Source organism: Stenotrophomonas sp. STEN087 (assembly GCF_056759115.1).
In genome coordinates, this window is sequence record NZ_JBRRCR010000088.1 from 1 (window position 1) to 17,459 (window position 17,459).

Genomic DNA, 17,459 nt, shown 5'->3' on the forward strand with positions numbered 1-17,459 from the left:
GGGGGGGTGGGGTTTGGGGTGCTCTGCCTCCGGCGGGGGGGGGGCTGTTGGGGCCGGGCGGGGGGGGGGCCCCACGCTTTTGGGGTGTGCGGGCCGGGGCCGGGCACTACCATCCGGTGGTCAGGCGGCCAGCGAATCCAGCGCCGATTCCAGCGCGTCCAGGTTCGGCAGCAACGCGCTCTTTTCACCCAGCAGCACGCGCATGTGCACGATTTCCGGCAGGGTTTCTTCCGAAGCATCGGCCAGCAGGCCGTCGCGCGGCACCGAGATCAGCTGCGGGAAGTTCTGCGTCAGCAGCGCGTAGTACGGGCGCTGCGCGTTGCCGCTGAGGGCCTTCAGCACCACCACCTTGTTGTGCCCGCCCACCATTTCTTCGCCCAGGCCGGACAGGCGGGCGAAGGACAGCAGCGGCACCTGCCAGCCGTGCCAGGCGATCTGCCCGACCAGCCAGCGCGGCGCATCGGCCACCGGTTCCACTGCCACGCGCGACATCATTTCGGCCACCGTCGCATTGGGCAGCAGCACGCGCTCGCCACCGGACTGGATCAGGACGCCACGGATCTCATCGTTGTTTGCGTAGCTCATGGCGTCTCTCCGTTGTCCTCGTCCACGGCCCAGCGCGCCGCGATGGCCTGCGCCAGTTCCTGCGGTTCACCGGCCACCATGCCGGCAGCGACCACGGCGGTTGCCGCGGCGGGGTCATAGCAGCCTTCACCCACCTGCCCTGCCACCCAGGCACCGGCCTCGGCCAGGTCCAGGGCCGGGCCGACATGGGCCAGGTCGGCACCGCTGAGCAGGACCAGGGCGCTGTGTTCGGCCGGCAGCGCGGCAATCGAGATACCCAGCGGGTCGGTCTGGAAATGCAGGCCATCGGCCGCGGCACGCACGCCGATGTCGTCGGACAGGATGTGGACCTCGCCCGGCGCCGCGCGGCGGCCGGCCTCGGCCAACTGCACCGGCAGCGTCGATACCCGTGCCATCTGCTTGACCAGGTTGCCGTAGCGGCCCCCGTCCAGGCGCATGTGCACCAGCACCGGCACGGCCAGCCCGGTCGGCAGCGCGCCCAGCAGGCGGCGCAGCGCATCGGGTCCACCGATGCCGGCCAGAACCAGCAGCGCCCCGGCGCGTGCACCGGCAGGAAGGCCGGCATCCAGGTCGACCAGGCTCAGGCGGCCGGTGTCGAACGACGGTGCGGCCACCGGCTCGTCGCGCGTGGGCGCGGCGGCGGCCGGTGTGTCGGCGGCCTCGTCGACCAGCGACCAGGCGGTGTGATCGAAGGACACCGGCGGCGGCACGGGCGCATCGTCCGCCGGCGCCTCCACTGCATCGGCAGCGGGCTCCGGCGTCTGCGCCTGCAACGCGGCCAAGTGCTGTTCCAGCGACATCGGTTCAGCAAACGTCGCCGGCGGTGCAGGTGTGGTGTACAGGCTGTCGGCCGGCACGTCGCCGGCCCAGTCCTGGGCCTGCTCCATGTGCGCGTGCAGGACTTCATCCTTCGGCGGTACCGGCGGCGGCGAAGGCCGGCCCGGTTCCAGCTGCAGGCTGGGTTCGTCTTCGGCGCCCGGCGGCAGCACCTGCTGGTGGCCGTGCAGCTTGGCCGACAGATGGCGGCCCCAGCGCTGCGCTTCCCAGCCGTCGCGGCGCGCGGCCAGTTCGGCCTCGTCGAACACCAGGGTCAGGCCCGGCGCCGACAACGCCGGCTCCAGCCGCTCCAGCGCGTCCTCGATGGCCGCTTCCAGGGCGATCACCACGAACTGCGGATGCGCATCGGCCAGCGCCTGCGGCTCCAGCGTGGTCGGATCATCTTCCAGCACGATCTGCACATCGGCATGCGCCAGCGCCTCGCGCAGGCGCTCACGGGCAGCGCCCGGACGGGCCAGCAGGGCAACGGCCGGAACCGGATTGACGTCACTCACGGACACGGGCGATCCCCAGCAGGTCATACACGTTACGCATCAGGTCCAGCTCCTGGTACGGCTTGCCCAGGTAGCGCTGCACGCCGATCTCGAAGGCGCGCTGGCGATGCTTGTCACCGCTGCGCGAGGTGATCATCACGATCGGCACGTCCTTGTAGCGCGGGTCGGCACGCATCGCGGTGGCCAGCTCGTAACCGTCCATGCGCGGCATTTCGATGTCCAGCAGCATCAGGTCGGGCACGCGCTCTTCCAGCTGCTCCAAGGCCTCGACACCGTCGCGGGCGACGCTGACCTCGAAGTTGTGGCGTTCCAGGATGCGGCCGGTCACCTTGCGCATGGTCAGCGAATCGTCGACCACCATCACCAGCGGAACCTGGCGCTCCAGGCGCGGCGCGTTGTCCTGCACCGGCGCGATCGGGTTGGCCAGGTAGCGGCGCACCAGCGGGGCCACGTCGAGGATGACCACCACGCGGCCATCGCCGGTGATGGTGGCGCCGTAGATACCCGGCACCGAAGCGATCTGCAGGCCGACCGGCTTCACCACGATTTCGCGGTTGCCCAGCACCTGGTCGATCGCCACGGCGGCACGCAGGTCGCCGGCGCGGACCAGCAGCAGCGGCACCTGGTCCTGGCCGTCGGCACGCGCCGGGGCCTGGCCGACCAGGCTGCCCAGGTCGTACAGCGGATAGTCTTCGCCGCTGTAGCGGTAGCTGCTGTCGGCGGCTTCGAAACGCTCGCGCGACAGGCGGCCGATACCACTGACCGACGCCACCGGCACGGCAAACGTGGTTTCGCCGATCTGCACGAACACGGCCTGGGTGACGGCCAGGGTCTGCGGCAGGCGCAGGGTGAAGCGCACGCCCTGGCCACGCACCGACTGGATGTCGACCGAGCCACCGAGCTGGCGCACTTCGTTGCGCACCACGTCCATGCCCACGCCGCGGCCGGCCAGCTGGCTGACCTGGTCGGCAGTGGAGAAGCCGGCGGCGAAGATCAGGCTGTCCAGCTCCTGTTCGTTCAGCGAGGCATCGGCGGCCAGCAGGCCACGGTCGATGGCGCGGCGACGGATCGCCTCGCGGTCCAGGCCGGCACCGTCATCGGCCACTTCCAGCACGATTTCCGAACCTTCGCGGTGCAGGCGGATGGCGATCTCGCCTTCTTCCGGCTTGCCGGCGGCGCGACGCTGTTCCGGTGCTTCCAGGCCGTGGGCCACCGAGTTGCGCAGCATGTGCTCCAGCGGCGCGACCATGCGGTCCAGGACGTTGCGGTCCAGTTCGCCGTGGGTACCTTCCAGGGTCAGGTGCACCTGCTTGCTGGTGTCCATGCCGGCCTGGCGGACGACACGGCGCAGGCGCGGCACCAGGCCGTCGAACGGTACCATGCGCGCGCGCATCAGGCCGTCCTGCAGTTCCGAGCTGACGCGCGACTGCTGCTGCAGCAGCGAATCGTACTGGCGCGACAGATCGTCCAGCACGCCCTGCAGGCCACCAAGGTCGGCTGCCGATTCGTTCAGCGCACGGCTGAGCTGCTGCAGGGTGGAGAAACGGTCCAGTTCCAGCGGATCGAACTTCTGGTCGGCCTGGTCCTGCTCGCGCTGGTAGCGGGCGACGATCTGCGCCTCGGTTTCCAGGTCGAGTCGGCGCAGCTGGTCGCGCAGTCGCGCATTGGTGCGCTCCAGTTCGCCCATGGCGCCACGGAAGGCACCCAGCTGCTGCTCCAGGCGCGAGCGGTAGATCGCCACTTCACCGGCGTGGTTGACCAGGCGGTCGAGCAGGTCGGCGCGCACGCGCACCTGTTCCTGCTGCGGACGCGCCAGCGGATCCTCCTCCGGCGCGCCTTCCACCGGCAGCGGTGCCGACAGCGGCGCGTCGCCCAGGGGCAGCGGCACGGTCGCCACCGGTGCCTCGTCAGCCGGGTCGGTGCTGGCTGCAGCAGCCTTGGCAGTCGCGGCAGCATCGCTGCGGGTGCGCGCTTCAAAGGCGTCCACCAGATCCTGCGGCGGCTCGACCACGCGGTGGTCACCGGTGCGGGTCAGCAGCTGGTGCAGGCGATCGAAACCACGCTCCAGCAGCTGCACGTCAGGACGTTCAATTTCGGTGCGGCCAGCGGCCACGGCTTCCAGCAGCGATTCGATGCTGTGGCCGAGGTCACCGATGGCGTTGATGCCGGCCATGCGTGCACCGCCCTTGAGCGTGTGCAGGTCACGCTGCAGGCCGGCCACGACCTCGCGGTCCTGCGGTGCATCGCGCAGTTCGCTGATCAGGCCATCGCAATGGTCGAGCAGGTCCTTGCCTTCCTCAACGAAGATATCGACCAGCTCGCGGTCGTAGACAGTGAAGTCGAGCTGATCGGCTTCGGCCTCGGCTTCGGCTTCGGCTTCGACAGGCTCGGCTTCGATGGCGTCCGGTTCAACGGCCTCGGCTGCGACAACTGCGGCTTCGGCGGCATCCTGGCTGTGGCCCGGCGCCTCTTCCATCTCGAACAGACGCACCGGTGCGGCCACCTCGGCCACCTCATCGGTCGACGCGTCGTCAACCAACACGTCGTCATTCACCGTCGCCGGGGACGGCAGGTCGGCGCTCTCTCCTTCACCGACCGCCGCCTCCCCGCCGACGTCCGCATCCTCGGCAAAGGCTTCCGCCTCGCCCGGCGCGAGTTCGCTGGCCTGCAGGCCGAGCACCGGCCACTGGCCGTCCTCGTCCTGCGCCTGTTCGTCCTCGATCACGTGCAGGCCGGCTTCGAGCGCGGCCTCCAGCGTGACCGGTTCTGCGAAGCCCGGCACAGCCATTTCATCCTGAAGGCTGGTTGCGTCGCTGTCGAGCGCCAATGCCTCGATGTCTTGGTCAACCGCCTCAACAACCGGCGCCTGCGGCAGCGGGCTCAGGGCAATTGCGTCACTTTCCGCCGCAACGACAGCATCTTCCAGATCACGGTCATCCACCGGCAGCGCGCTGGCATCCAGGTACGGCGACAGATCGTCGACGGCGGTCAGGCCGGCGGCGTCCACATCGATCGCAACTGGCGCGACTTCAGCCGCGTCCTGCGTGGTTTCAGCGGTTTCAGCGGTTTCAGCGGTTTCAGCGGTTTCAGCAACGTCATCGGCTTCGATGGCTTCAACGACAGCGTCCGCTTCGATCACCGTCGGCAGCGTGGCAGCGGCCTCCGGCATCGACGGCCAGCCGGCATCGAAGTAGCGCGACAGGTCTTCGCCACCGGTCAGTTCGGCAGCCTCCAGACCGGCGTCGGGCGCGGCTTCGGCTTCGGCAACCGGCACGGCGGCGTCAGCAGGCGCTTCAATGTCAGCCACGACATCCGCTTCAACCTCGGCATCACGCTGCACATCGACCACATCGATGTCGGCGGCATTCGCTTCGGCTTCGGCTTCGGCTTCGGCTTCGGCTTCAACCTCGTCGAAATCTTCGTCGTCCATTTCCAGACCGACCATCGGCCAGCGCGCTTCCGGCAGTTCACCGGCCAGCGCCTGCAGGCGCTGCGCCAGCTCGGCCTGCGGCGCGATGCGCGGCTGTTCGGCCTGCAGCGCTTCCATGGTGGCGCCGATCGCCTGCGCGGTGGCATCCAGCGCACCCAGCGCCTCGGCACCCGGCACCACTTCAGCGGCCAGCGCACGCTTGATGTAGGACTCGGCGGCACCGGTAACGGCGGTGATTTCCGGCACTTCGGTCATCGCGAAGGCGCCGTTCATGGTGTGCACGGCGCGCAGCAGCGCATCGTTCACCGGCTGCTCGGCCTGCTGCGCCGACTGCAGCCACTGCTGCAGGGTCGCCAGGTGGACTTCCACCTCGGCTTCCAGGATCTCGCGCAGCACGCTGTCGATGTTGGCTGGCGTACCGACCAGCTCGGCCACGGTGTCGGCGGCAAGCGCCGCTTCCACGGCAGCGGCGTCGTCCAGCACCGGCACGTCGGCCACGGCTTCGGTCGGCGCCACCGGCTGCGGCGCGGCAGCCACCGGCAGCGGCACGTAGAAGGTTTCCTCACCGGCGGCCACGCGGTCAGCGATGGCCTGCATCGCCTGCAGGTCCACGGTGACGCGCTGGCCATCGCGCAGCGCGGCATTCAGCTGCGGCAGCGCGGTGTTGGCATGGTCGACCATCGCCAGCACGGCCGGGGTGGCCGCACGGCTGCCATCGAGCACGCGGTTGAGCATGCCCTCGATCTTCCAGGCGAACTCGCCCAAGGTGCGGGCGCCGACCAGGCGGCCACTGCCCTTGAGGGTGTGGAAGATGCGGCGGATCGGACGCAGCCGGTCCATGTTGTCCGGCTGCATGCGCCAGGCCGGCAGCAGCGTGCCGAGATTGCCCATCTCGTCATCGAACTCTTCCAGGAACACCTCGCGGATATCCTGGTCGATGTTCTCGGCATCGTCATCGAAGCCCGCCTCGAAGCCGGTGGCTTCGGCAGCCACGGCAGCGACTTCCGGTGCCGGGGTGGCCGGCACGGCCTGCGGATTGAACTCGGCAGCAGCCGCGCTCAGTTCGGCGAAGAACTGCGCATCGGCCTCGCTGAAATCGATCGGCGCGATGGTATCGACGTCGACCAGGGACACGGTCGTGGCAGGCGCGGCGGCAGTGGCCAGGACCTCGTCCGCGCCGGTCTCGGCGGCGGCCAGGGCCTCGATCATTTCAACCGGCGCCGCTTCGGCAACCACATCGGCCATGTCGATCTGCTCGACGGGCTCGATCGTCGCGGTGGACTCCAGCTCCAGCACTTCGACCGGCGCGGCTTCAACCGCGTCGACGATCTCCAGCACCGGCAGCTGCGCGTCGTCTTCCTCGTCCAGCGACAGCGTTTCCATCGCCTGCAGCGACAGCACGTCGTCGGCGTTGTCCAGTGCGCTGTTGTCGAAGTGGAACACCACCTCGTCGGCCAGCACGGCCGGGCCGTCATGCTCGGCAGCCACCGGGTCGAACACGGGCACGGCCGCCAGCTCCAGCGAAGCGCCTGCGGCGTCGTCCAGCGCGGCAACGCCGAAGTCCTCGACGCTGTCTTCCAGCACCAGCGCGTCGCCATCATCGGCCTGCGCCGCTTCGACGTCGGCCAACGACCACTGCGGGGCCACGTGCTGGGCCGCGCCCTCGTGCTCGAAGCTGACCGGATCGAAACTGTTGAAGGTCGGTGCGCGCTCATCGGCGACGGGCGCGGCGTCGTGGCCACCCAGCTCCCACTGCGGCACGCTCGGCACCGGCGCGGTCGAAGCCGCGAACAGCAGCGGCGCAGGTTCGGCCTGCTCGGGTGCGGATGCGGCGATGTCCTGCCCGCCCAGCGCGCCGAACATCAGGCTGTTGTCGGCCACCGGCGCAGCCGGCAGCGGATCGAAGGTGAAGTCCGGCAGCGGCGGCGGGATCTCGCCCGGCGCCGGCGCGGCAGGCTGCACGGCGATCTCCACCGGCTCCAGCTGCAGCGCAGCGGCGGCCAGCGGCACGCTCTCGCGCTCGATCGGCTGCAGCGGATCCGCGTCGGCCTCGGTCTCGGTCTCGGCAACCGTGCTGCTGCGCTCGGGCAGCGGCCAGTAGCGCAGGGTTTCCAGGCTGCTGCGGGTAATGTCGAGGATGTCCTCGCGACCCGGGCGGCGGTCACGCAGCGCTTCCAGGTAGTACTCCAGGCTGGCCATGGCATCGGCCAGCGTGTCCAGCTGCCGGCCACTGGGCACGCGCTGGCGGCCGATCAGTTCGGCTTCGATGTACTGCTGCACGCCGCGCAGGTAATCGGCGGCGGTGCCCAGGTCGAGCATGCGCAGCGCACCGGACACGTCGCCCAGCAGGCGCGGCACGTCCTGCAGTTCGGCATGGTTCCAGCTGGTTTCGATGAAGGCGACGAAGTGCTCGCGGGCGGCGGCGAAATTGGCGATCGCCTCGTGGGCCAGCACTTCCACCGTGCGCCGGTTCTCCACCGCGCTCGGGTCGTCCTCGCCACTGCCACCGGCGCCCAGGTGGGCGACCTGGTCGTCCAGCGACGCATCGACATAGAGCAGCGCACCGGCGATATCCAGCAGCATGTCTTCGTCGATCTGCTGGCGGCCTTCGACCACGGCCAGCAGCGCATCGCGCTGCTGCGCGACCACGCCGCGGGCAGCGCCCAGGCCCATCATGCCCAGCGTGTCGCCGACCGCGCCCAGCTTGGTCACCTGTTCCTGCAGCTGCTGCGGCGCAGCGCCGGTGCGCAGGTGCAGGTCCAGGGCATCCTTGACCTGCAGCAGTTCTTCCTTGACCGCGCTGCCGACGGTATCGAGCAGCTCGCGGTTGCGGCCGCTCAGGCTGCCACGGGCGTGGTCCAGCTCGGCCTCGGTGGCGCTGACGCTGTCCGGCGCGAAGGCGAACAGCACGCTGTCATTGACGCCTTCTTCGCCACGCGCGGCGCGGATCTCGTTCAGCAGCGGCATCAGCACGATCGGAATATCGCGGTGGCCGTTCTGCAGGCGTTCCAGGTAATCGGGCAGCAGCACGCTGCCACGCATCAGCGTGGCGCAGGCTTCATCGCGGTCGGCCACGCGGCCTTCGCCGACGGCCACGGCCAGCTGTTCCAGTTCCTCGGCCACCATCGCCGGGGCATACAGCTCGACCATGCGCAGGGTGCCCTGCACCTGGTGCAGGTAGCCGGCGCAGATGCGCATGCGGCTGCCGTCGGCCGGGTCCTCGACGAAGTACTCGACCTCGTGCCGCACCTGGCGCAGGGTCTCGTCCAGCTCCGGCTTGACCCAGCCCAGCGCTGCATGGCTCATCGCATCGCGCAGGCTGCTCATGGACGCGCTCCGGTCGCCGCCGCGCGGAGGCCGCGCGTTTTCTGGCGTGGGAAATGGAAATGCTTCATCGAATGATTCCTTGCTCGCCGCCCTGCCCGCGTCACGCCGGCAGCTTGAAGTCGGCGACCGAACGACGCAGGTCGGCCGCCAACTGCGCCAGGTGGCCGATCGACTCGGCGGTCTGTCCGGCACCCTGCGAGGTCTGGCCGGTGATCTGGCGGATCACGCCCATCGTGCGGGTGATGTCCGAGGCCGCAGCGGACTGCTGCTGGGCGGCGATGGAGATGTTCTTGATGAGGGTGTTGAGGGCGTTGGACACGCGCTCGATCTCGGTCAGTGCGGTACCGGCGTCCTCGGCCAGGCGCGCACCGGAGACCACTTCAGCAGTGGTCTGCTCCATCGAGGTCACCGCTTCGTTGGTATCGGCCTGAATGGCCTGGACCAGGTTTTCGATGCGTCGGGTCGCACCCGAGGTACGTTCTGCCAGGCGCTGCACTTCGTCGGCCACGACCGCGAAACCGCGACCGGTTTCACCGGCCGACGCTGCCTGCACGGCCGCGTTCAACGCCAGGATGTTGGTCTGCTCGGAAATGTCGTTGATCAGCTCCACGATCGAGCCGATTTCCTGCGAGGACTCACCCAGGCGCTTGATGCGCTTGGAGGTTTCCTGGATCTGGTCGCGGATCTGGTCCATGCCCTGGATGGTCTCGCGGACCACGCCGGCACCCTCGGCGGCGATGACCACCGAGCGCTGTGCCACGTCGGCGGACTCGGCCGAGTTGCGCGACACCTGCTCGATGCTCGCCGCGATTTCGCCGATGCGGTCCGAAGCCGAGGTGATCTGGTTGGCCTGGTGGCCCGCCGCCTCTGCCAGCTGCATGGCGGTGGCCTGGGTTTCCTGGGTGGACACGGCGACCTTGGCCGAGGTGTCGTTGATGGTGGTCACCAGGTGGCGCAGTTCGTCCACGGCGTAGTTGATGGCGTCGGCGATGGCGCCGGTCATGTCCTCGGTCACCGAGGCCTTGACGGTCAGGTCACCCTCACCGAGCGAGGAGATTTCGTCCAGCAGCCGCATGATCGCCTGCTGGTTGCGGCTGTTGAACTCCACCTGGGTCTGGTAGCGCAGTTCCTGCTCGCGCGAACGGCTGCGCACGCTGGTGGAAACGAAGCCGATGATCGCGATCAGCGACAGCGCACCGGAGATGACGCCGATCCAGAAGTTCGGGAACAGGCGGGTATCGGACACCGAGCCGAACGAGGAGAACGCCTCGAACAGCTTGCGGCTGTCGTCCAGCATGCGCGAGGAGCCCTGGCCCAGCGCGTTGGCGGCGGACTGCGCGGCGAACAGCTGGCGCGAGCTGGCCAGAATCGCATCGGCGTCCTGCTTCATCGCCTCCCACTTCTGCTGCGACTGTTCCAGTGCGGCCACGGCACCGGCACCGCGCACGGCGGTGATGCCGAGATCTTCGTTGCCGTTGCGCAGGCCATCGAGCACCTGCGAGAACACGGTGATGTCGCGGGCCAGGGCGTCGCCCGAGGCAGCCGCGGCGGCGCCACCGGCGCGCATTTCGGTCACGCGGCGGGCCATCGAACCGGCCACCACGACCTGCTGCAGGGCGCTGTACACCTGCGATGCAGGTGCACCGGAAGCGGACATCGCGCGCACCAGCTCGTTCAACTGGGCCTGCAGGCCCGGCACCGCGCCGGTGAAGTTGTTGGCGTTGCCGGCCAGCGCCAGCACCGCCGGCTCGCTGGCGACCAGCTGGCCGGCCTGCTTGCCCAGCGGGGCCCAGGTGTTGGACAGCGTGGTGATCGCCTTGGACACGCCCGGCTCGTTGCCGTAGCGGCCCTGCAGCGTGGACACGTTCTGCTCGATGGCGTTGCGGGTGGCCTTGAAGGCGGTGAACGCCTGCGCGTTGCCGCCCACGGCATCACGGCCCTGGTTGGCCAGCTGCTGCGAGAGCACCTGCAGGTCGGCGGCCTTGGAACCGGCATCGGCCAGGCGGCTGCCCTGCCAGGTGGAGACGCCGGTGTTCACACCGAACAGGATCATCGACAGGGCCAGCAGGGCCAGCCAGAGGTTGCTGCCGCCCAGCCGCAGCTTGCCGGTCTTGGGGGCGTCCGAAGCAGTACTCATCGTTCAACCTCGATCTTCAATGCAGGGGGCGTTGCCCGGCCTCAGGCCGCGGCTTGCCGGAATTCAGGGGTGCGCGACAGCAACGAGAGCGAGAACACGCCCCAGTCATGGCCGTCGGCATGGAAGGCGCGATCGACGAAATGACCGTAGCGGCCTTCGGCCAGGGTGCCGGCCTGGACCTGCTGGCCCAGTTCGAAACTGCGCTGGCCGAACAGCTCGTCGATGGTCAGGGCGACGTCGCCGCCGGCCTGGCGCATGATCAGCACGCGCTGGCCTTCCTGCTGCACGGTGCGCGCGCCTTCCAGGAAGTACTTCAGGTCGACCACCGGGAACAGGTTGCCGCGCAGGTTGCCCACGCCCAGCAGCCAGGGCTGCGCGCAGGGCACCGGGGTCACCGGCGGCATCGGCACGATTTCCACCACTTCGCGGAAATCGGACACCAGCCGGCGCTGGCCCACGCGGAAGCCGACGCCACGCCAGAGGTCCTCGGCGAACTGCCGCCCGGGCAGCTGCACTGCATGGGACAGGCTGCGCCGTTCGTAGGCTTCAAGAATGTCGAAGGGCGAACGCATCAGGCCACCAGTTCGTTGATCCGCGCGATCAGGTCTTCCTCGCGCGGCGGCTTGACGATGTAATCGGCCGCGCCCTGGCGCAGGCCCCATGCCTTGTCGGTTTCCATCGCCTTGGTGCTGACGATGATGACCGGGATGTGCTTGATCGCCGCATCGCGCGACATCGCGCGGGTGGCCTGGAAACCGCTCATGCCGGGCAGGACCACGTCCATCAGCACCAGCTGCGGAACCTGGTCACGCACCAGCTGCAGGCCATCCTCGGCGTTGTCCGCTTCCAGCACCTCGTGGCCGGCACGGCGCAGCCACTGGGTGAACACCGCGCGGTCGGTCGGTGAATCCTCGATCAGGACGATACGAGCCATTGTGCCTTTCCCCCCTGGTCAGGCGTTGACGTATGTGCGGATGGCACCCAGCAGTTCTTCCCGCGTGAAAGGCTTGGTCAGGTACTGTTCCGAGCCGACGATGCGTCCGCGGGCCTTGTCGAACAGGCCGTCCTTGGAGGACAGCATGATGACCGGCGTTGCCTTGAACAGCTGGTTGCCCTTGATCAGCGCGCAGGTCTGATACCCGTCGAGACGGGGCATCATGATGTCCACGAAGATGATCTGTGGCTGCTGGTCGGCGATCTTGGCCAAGGCCTCGAAGCCATCGGTCGCGGTCACCACTTCGCAGCCTTCGCGCTTCAGCAGCGTTTCCGCAGTCCGGCGGATGGTCTTCGAGTCATCGATGACCATCACCCGGAGTCCTGCGAGCTCCCCGCCCGCAGTCGTGTTTTCAGTCATTGCCTTTCCCCAAGCGCGCGACCCTTCTGTGCTGGGGGCCGCTACGAAGGCGTATCTATATCGCACTTTCCGCGCCCGCTTCAAGCGCCGCCCACGGCGCTTGGGATGCCGGCTTGCTGAACGTGACAGGTTTGGCAATGACTGCGCAGACGGCTGGACGGACGCAGCGTTGCAGCACCCCGGGCAGGCACGCGGGGGGCGTTGCCGCTACCATCAACGCCTTGCCTGACAGGTGCACCCATGCCGTTGAACGTCATCGTGGTGATGGACCCCATCGCCCACATCAAGATCGCCAAGGACACCACCTTCGCCATGCTGCTGGAAGCCCAGCGCCGCGGCCATGCCCTGCACTATGTGCGGCCGGGCGGCCTGGCCCTGGAAGGCGGCGTGGCGGTGGCCCAGACCGCCCCGCTGCAGGTCCGCGACGACCCCTCCGGCTGGTACGAACTTGGCGCATTCAGCCGCACGGTATTCGGCCCCGGCCAGATCGTGCTGATGCGCAAGGACCCGCCGGTCGATGCCGAATACGTCTATGACACCCAGGTGCTGGACGTGGCCGCCGCCGCCGGCGCCTGCGTGGTCAACAACCCGCAGGGCCTGCGCGACTACAACGAAAAGCTGGCCGCCCTGCTGTTCCCGCAGTGCTGCCCGCCGACCCTGGTCAGCCGCGACGCCAAGGCACTGAAGGCCTTCGCCCTGGAACACGGCCAGGCCGTGCTGAAGCCGCTGGACGGCATGGGCGGTCGCTCGATCTTCCGCAGCGGCCAGGGCGATCCGAACCTGAACGTGATCCTGGAAACCCTGACCGACGGCGGCCGCAAGCTGGCGCTGGCCCAGAAGTTCATTCCCGACATCACCGCCGGCGACAAGCGCATCCTGCTGGTCGACGGCGAACCGGTGGACTACTGCCTGGCGCGCATCCCGCAGGGTGACGAGTTCCGCGGCAACCTGGCCGCCGGTGGCCGCGGTGAAGGCCGCCCGCTGAGCGAGCGTGACCGCTGGATCGCCGCCCAGGTCGGGCCGGAGATGAAGCGCCGAGGCATGCGTTTCGTCGGCCTCGACGTGATCGGTGATTACCTGACCGAAGTGAACGTGACCAGCCCGACCTGCGTGCGCGAGCTGGACGCGCAGTACGGGCTGAACATCGCCGGCACCCTGTTCGACGCGATCGAGGCCGGCCTGCGCTGATGGATGCCGCGTCCGCCGTGCTCTCCCCGCCGCCGCGCGAAGCGCAGCGGCTGGGGGCCACCCTTGCCCTGTCGGTCATCGTCCACGCCCTGCTGATCCTGGGCGTGGGCTTTGCCGTGAAGGGCGAGGCACCGCTGGTGCCGACGCTGGAAGTGATCTTCAGCCAGACCCGCACGGCGCTGACGCCGAAGCAGGCCGATTTCCTGGCGGCGGCCAGCCAGGGAGGCGGCGGCGAGCATGACCGCGCGCAACGCCCGCGCGACAACCAGACCGGCATCGTGCCGCAGGCACAGAGTGGGCTGAGCCCGGTGCCGCAGCAACAGCAGTCGGCCGCGCCGGTGCCGCCGCCGCAGGCGCGGGTGGTCAGCAGCCGCAATGGCGAGGACACCGTGGCGCAGGCGCAGGCCCGCCCCACCCCGCTGGAACCGACCCCGGACGCGGCGCAGACCGCGCGCGAGCAGCGTGATGCGGAAATGGCCCGCCTGGCTGCCGAGGTACACCTGCGCTCGGCGCAGTACGCCAAGCGTCCGAACCGCAAGTTCGTTTCGGCCAGCACGCGCGAATACGCCTACGCCAACTACCTGCGTGCGTGGGTCGACCGCGCCGAGCAGGTGGGCAACCTGAACTACCCGGACGAAGCACGCCGGCGCCGGCTGGCGGGCCAGGTGGTGATCAGCGTGGGGGTGCGCCGCGATGGCAGCGTGGAAAGCAGCCGCATCCTGAAAACCAGCGGCACGCCGTTGCTGGATGAGGCGGCGCTGCGGGTGATCCAGCTGGCGCAGCCGTTCCCAGCGTTGCCGAAGACGGATGATGGCGTGGATATCCTGCAGGTGACCCGCACCTGGGTGTTCCTGCCGGGTGGCGAACTGCGCGACGACCGGTGAGGTTTGTTGCCCGGGCCTGCGGCCCGGGACCCGCTGGACGTCCACATCGACGTCAAAAGCGGCGGTTTGGCTGTGGGTCTGGCGGGGGGGGGGGGGGGGGGGGGCGCGCGTTCTTATCCTATTTGGTGGCGTCGCCGGCCCCAATCAACCACCCCCCCCCCCCCCCCCCCCCCCCCCCCCGGCCAGGCGCGGCTTTTGCATTGAGCGACCAACCGCCCCGCCACGAGGGGCTCAGCCGTTGGCTTTCGCCTTCGCCTCGCGGGCGGCCTGCTGCTCGACCAGGGTCAATGCGACGTTATCCCGCAGGTACGCCGGTTCGACCTTCTCCGCCGCCACGCCTTCGCCACGTGCGAACGCCGGCACCGCCAGGGCCAGCACGTCCGACGCGCGCGGCAATGCCGCTGCATCGAAACCACGCAGGCCCGCACCCAGCTGCGTCACCAGCGCACCGTCGGCCGCACCGAAACCGGTGCCGATGCCGTAGGCCTGCAGCCCGTCCGGCAACGCCACCGCCGCCGGTGAGCACACGCGCTCGGCATCGCGGGCCACCGGCAGGCCATCCACGCGCTCGAAGCGCGCCACGTACAACTCACCCATCCGCGCATCTATCGCCGACAGGATCTGGGTTTCCTCGGCCGGCGCGCGCAGCGCCAGCACCTGCAGCGTCGACACCGGCAGCAGCGGCCGGTCCAGCGCCAGGGCGATGCCCTGCGCGATCGCGATCGCCAGGCGCACGCCGGTGAACGCACCCGGCCCACGGCTGAGGGCGATGCCATCGAGCTGGCGGCGGCTGATGCCGGCTTCGGCCAGCAGCGCCTCGGCCCACGGCAGGCTCAGCTCGGCATGGCGGCGCGGGGCGATCTCGAAGCGCTCCAGCACCTGCCCATCGACATGCAGGGCAACGGAACAGGCTTCGGTGGCGGTTTCAAAGGCGAGCAGTTTCATCGGAGGGAATCAGAACAGGGGGAACGTGGCGCCGGGGGCCGGCTGGGGACCCGGCGCGGGGGCCGGGACGGTCGGGGCGACGGCGGCGTCGGCCACGGGGGCCCATTGTGGCGCAAAGAAGGCCTGAACATCGGCCAAGGCGCGGGTGCGGCGGAACGGCGGCAGCGAATCGAGGAATACCCGGCCATAGCCGCGGTTGAGCAGGCGCGGGTCGCACAGCACCAGCACACCGCGGTCGGTCTCGCTGCGGATCAGCCGGCCCACGCCCTGCTTGAGGGCGATCACCGCCTGCGGCAGCTGTTCGTCGCGGAACGGATTGCCACCCTGGCTGCGGATCGCCTCCAGCCGCGCCTCGTACACCGGGTCGTCCGGCGCGGCGAACGGCAGCTTGTCGATCACCACCACGCTCAGCGCCTCGCCGACCACGTCCACGCCCTCGCGGAAGCTGGCCGAGCCAAGCAGCACGCCATTGCCGGATTCGCGGAAGCGCTGCAGCAAGGTGGCGCGCGGCGCCTCGCCCTGCACGAACAGCGGCCACGGCCCGTCGCGCAGCGCCTCGGCGGCCTCGCGCAGCGCACGGTGCGAGGCAAACAGCAGGAACGCCCTGCCCTGCGAGGCCTGCAGCACCGGCCGCAGGGCCTGGATGAGGGCGGTACCGAAACCACGCGCAGCGGGATCGGGCAGACCCTCAGGCAGGTAGCACAGCGCCTGCTCGGGCCAGTTGAACGGGCTGGGCTGGACCAGCGTATGCGGATCATCCAGCCCCAGGCGGGTGGCGATGTGGTCGAAGCCACCGCCCACGGTCAGCGTGGCCGAGGTGAAGATCCACGCCGCGCGGCTGCGCTCTCGGTGCTCGCGCAGCGGCCCGGACACATCCATCGGCGTGCGCTGGCAGCGGAACCCGCGCGGGGTGAGTTCGTACCAGAGCACGTCGGCGGCACTGGCCGCGTCGGCCGGGTCGGTATCGAAATCCAGGGTCGGCTCGTCGTCGCCCAGCCAGCGCGACAACCGCGAAACCGCTTCGCGCGCACGTGCATGGCAGGCATCGAGGCCGGCGGCGGCTTCGCGCAGCGGCTGCAGCGCCTGTTCCAACGCCACCAGGCAGCTCATCGCCGTATCGAAGCCCTCGCGCACCTGCGGCATCGCCAACGCGCGCCACTGGGTACCGCGTGACGGCAGCCCTTCCATCGCCAGGCGCAGCGCCAGCAGCGCCTGCTGCAGCTGGTCGACCGGCTCCTGCAGCGCCGACTGCGCACCGCCGACGCCACGCGCCTCGGCCAGGCAGTCGCGGGCCAGCTCCTGCCATGGGCGCATGCCGAAGCCCTCGCCGAAGAACTGCGCGGCGAGTTCGGGCAACTGGTGCGCCTCGTCGATGACGAAGGCCTGCGCACCGGGCAGCAGCTCGCCGAAGCCATCCTGCTTGAGCGCCAGGTCGGCCAGCAGCAGGTGGTGGTTGACCACCACCACGTCGGCCGCCTGCGCGCGTTGCCGCGCGTGCACGACGAAACAGTCGTCCCAGAACGGGCAGTCGGTGCCCAGGCAGTTGTCGACGGTGGACGTGACCATCGGCAGCAGCGGCGAATCGTCGGCCAGGCCGTCCAGTTCGGCGATATCACCGAACTGCGAGCGGCCGGACCAGGCGAGGATGCGCTGGAACTGCGCGGCCTGGTCGGGGCTGGAAAAACGCGGCTCGCCCCGCGCCTGCTGCAGGCGGTAGCGGCACAGGTAATTGGCCCGGCCCTTCAGCAGCGCGCTGCGCAGGCCCACGCCCAGCGCCTGGCGCACGCGCGGCAGATCACGGTGGTAGAGCTGGTCCTGCAGCGCGCGGGTGCCGGTGGAGATGATGGTGCGCAGGCCGGACAGCAGGACCGGCACCAGGTACGCGAACGTCTTGCCGGTGCCGGTACCGGCCTCGGCCAGCAGCAGGTCGCGCTGCTGCAGCGCGTCGGCGATGGCCTCGGTCAGGCGCAGCTGTGCGGGACGCGGGTTGAAGGCATCCAGGTGCGAGGCGAGCGCGCCGCCTTCGCTGAGGGCTTCGCGGCTGGCATGAACGAGGTCGGACATCAGACAGGAAGGATACCCGGCCGGGCGTTGCCCGGCACCCGTTTCAAGCCAAGGCAACAGCAACAGCGGTGTTCATGGCTCTGGGTTGCTGCCTGTTGGGCGGGGGGGGGGGGGGGGGGGGGGGGGCGCCGCCGCACACAACCCACCACCCGCGGGGAGCATGAATACAAGCAACAAACACCACACACGAAACAACCCCGCCCCACCCCCCCCC

Annotated in this window: 11 protein-coding genes; 2 read left to right on the top strand and 9 right to left on the bottom strand. The window is 69.5% G+C overall.

The genetic code is table 11. The features are described 5' to 3' along the window. Nucleotides 1–120: 120 nt before the first annotated feature. The 7 genes from ACVOK1_RS17435 to pilG form a co-directional block, all read right to left on the bottom strand. A complete protein-coding gene (locus tag ACVOK1_RS17435; RefSeq protein WP_164075071.1) occupies nt 121–585 on the bottom strand; it encodes a chemotaxis protein CheW in 465 nt (154 codons plus the stop codon). Then, nucleotides 582–1,922: a chemotaxis protein CheB gene (locus ACVOK1_RS17440; RefSeq protein WP_481562794.1), complete on the bottom strand. Its 1,341-nt coding sequence runs from the start codon at nt 1,920–1,922 to the stop codon at nt 582–584. Before ACVOK1_RS17440 ends, ACVOK1_RS17435 begins: the two co-directional genes overlap by 4 nt. Then, on the bottom strand, nt 1,909–8,673 hold the full coding sequence (locus ACVOK1_RS17445; RefSeq protein ID WP_481562795.1) for a hybrid sensor histidine kinase/response regulator: 6,765 nt from the start codon (nt 8,671–8,673) through the stop codon (nt 1,909–1,911). Before ACVOK1_RS17445 ends, ACVOK1_RS17440 begins: the two co-directional genes overlap by 14 nt. A 100-nt stretch (nt 8,674–8,773) precedes the next feature. After that, the gene (locus tag ACVOK1_RS17450; RefSeq protein ID WP_481562796.1) at nt 8,774–10,810 is read right to left on the bottom strand and encodes a methyl-accepting chemotaxis protein; all 2,037 of its coding nucleotides are present in this window, start codon (nt 10,808–10,810) and stop codon (nt 8,774–8,776) included. A gap of 41 nt (nt 10,811–10,851) precedes the next feature. Further along, nucleotides 10,852–11,382 carry a chemotaxis protein CheW gene (locus ACVOK1_RS17455; RefSeq protein WP_200753466.1) on the bottom strand — a complete coding sequence of 177 codons (531 nt, stop codon included), beginning with the start codon at nt 11,380–11,382 and terminating at the stop codon, nt 10,852–10,854. Continuing rightward, nucleotides 11,382–11,744, bottom strand: a complete 363-nt coding sequence (locus ACVOK1_RS17460; RefSeq protein WP_108769692.1) for a response regulator — start codon at nt 11,742–11,744, stop codon at nt 11,382–11,384. Before ACVOK1_RS17460 ends, ACVOK1_RS17455 begins: the two co-directional genes overlap by 1 nt. 18 nt (nt 11,745–11,762) lie before the next feature. Next, the gene (gene pilG, locus ACVOK1_RS17465; RefSeq protein WP_005418455.1) at nt 11,763–12,164 is read right to left on the bottom strand and encodes a twitching motility response regulator PilG; all 402 of its coding nucleotides are present in this window, start codon (nt 12,162–12,164) and stop codon (nt 11,763–11,765) included. Between the two features lie 240 nt (nt 12,165–12,404). On the opposite strand from pilG, the gene gshB reads away from it, so the two are divergent. Together gshB and ACVOK1_RS17475 are read left to right on the top strand one after the other, a co-directional pair. Then, the gene (gshB, locus tag ACVOK1_RS17470) at nt 12,405–13,352 is read left to right on the top strand and encodes a glutathione synthase (protein ID WP_108766001.1); all 948 of its coding nucleotides are present in this window, start codon (nt 12,405–12,407) and stop codon (nt 13,350–13,352) included. Further along, nucleotides 13,352–14,236, top strand: coding sequence for an energy transducer TonB (locus ACVOK1_RS17475; protein ID WP_481562797.1), 885 nt, complete (start codon nt 13,352–13,354; stop codon nt 14,234–14,236). The genes gshB and ACVOK1_RS17475 overlap by 1 nt, the downstream gene beginning before the upstream one ends. Before the next feature lie 231 nt (nt 14,237–14,467). On the opposite strand, the gene tsaB is transcribed toward ACVOK1_RS17475, so the two are convergent. Both tsaB and yoaA read right to left on the bottom strand, forming a co-directional pair. Beyond that, a complete protein-coding gene (gene tsaB / locus ACVOK1_RS17480; RefSeq protein ID WP_481562798.1) occupies nt 14,468–15,181 on the bottom strand; it encodes a tRNA (adenosine(37)-N6)-threonylcarbamoyltransferase complex dimerization subunit type 1 TsaB in 714 nt (237 codons plus the stop codon). Nucleotides 15,182–15,190: 9 nt separating this feature from the next. Beyond that, nucleotides 15,191–17,245, bottom strand: coding sequence for a DNA repair helicase YoaA (gene yoaA, locus ACVOK1_RS17485; protein ID WP_481562799.1), 2,055 nt, complete (start codon nt 17,243–17,245; stop codon nt 15,191–15,193). Nucleotides 17,246–17,459: the final 214 nt, after the last annotated feature.